This window comes from Fulvimarina uroteuthidis, from assembly GCF_034321785.1.
Lineage (GTDB): Bacteria > Pseudomonadota > Alphaproteobacteria > Rhizobiales > Rhizobiaceae > Fulvimarina > Fulvimarina uroteuthidis.
The window spans coordinates 1-1,175 of record NZ_JAXLPB010000018.1; the positions used below are offsets into that span (position 1 = coordinate 1).

At 64.9% G+C, this 1,175-nt stretch carries 1 protein-coding gene; it reads right to left on the bottom strand.

Going from position 1 to position 1,175, the window contains the following annotated elements; all coding sequences use genetic code 11:
- The coding region (tuf, locus tag U0C82_RS18895) for an elongation factor Tu (RefSeq protein ID WP_322189403.1) at positions 1-1,175 on the bottom strand (1,175 nt) is incomplete at its 3' end.

Here is a 1,175-nt window from a genome sequence, read left to right on the forward strand (position 1 = left end):
TACTCGACGATCGAAGCCACGATGCCGGCGCCGACGGTGCGGCCGCCTTCGCGGATTGCGAAGCGCAGCTTCTCTTCCATCGCGATCGGCACGATCAGCGTCACGTCCATCGCCACATTGTCGCCCGGCATCACCATCTCGGTGCCCTCGGGCAGCGTGCACACGCCCGTCACGTCCGTCGTGCGGAAGTAGAACTGCGGACGGTAGTTGGTGAAGAACGGGGTGTGGCGGCCGCCCTCTTCCTTGGTCAGGATGTAGGCCTCGGCCTTGAACTTGGTGTGCGGCTTGACCGAACCCGGCTTGCACAGGATCTGGCCGCGCTCCACGCCCTCGCGGTCGATACCGCGGATCAGCGCGCCGATATTGTCGCCGGCCTGGCCCTGGTCGAGCAGCTTGCGGAACATCTCGACGCCCGTCACCGTCGTCTTCTTGGTGTCCTTGATGCCGACGATCTCGACTTCCTCGCCCACCTTCACGATCCCGCGCTCGACGCGGCCCGTGACGACCGTGCCGCGACCCGAGATCGAGAACACGTCCTCGATCGGCATCAGGAACGGCTGGTCGACCGGACGGGCCGGCGTCGGGATGTAGGCGTCGACTTCGGCCATCAGCTTGCGCACCGCGTCTTCGCCGATTTCCTTGTTCTTGTCCTCAAGAGCCGCCAGCGCCGAACCCTTGACGATCGGAATGTCGTCGCCCGGGAACTCGTAGGACGACAGAAGCTCGCGCACTTCCAGCTCGACCAGCTCGAGAAGCTCCTCGTCGTCGACCTGGTCGACCTTGTTCAGGAACACCACGATCGCGGGAACGCCGACCTGGCGGGCGAGCAGGATGTGCTCGCGGGTCTGCGGCATCGGGCCGTCGGCCGCCGAGCAGACCAGGATCGCCCCGTCCATCTGCGCCGCGCCGGTGATCATGTTCTTCACATAGTCGGCATGGCCCGGGCAGTCGACATGGGCGTAGTGGCGGTTCTCGGTCTCGTACTCGACGTGAGCCGTCGAGATCGTGATGCCGCGTGCCTTCTCCTCGGGCGCCGCGTCGATCTGGTCGTAGGCGCGGTACTCGCCGAAGAACTTCGTGATCGCAGCCGTCAGGCTCGTCTTGCCGTGATCGACGTGACCGATCGTCCCGATGTTCACGTGCGGCTTGTTACGCTCGAATTTGCTCTTGCCCAT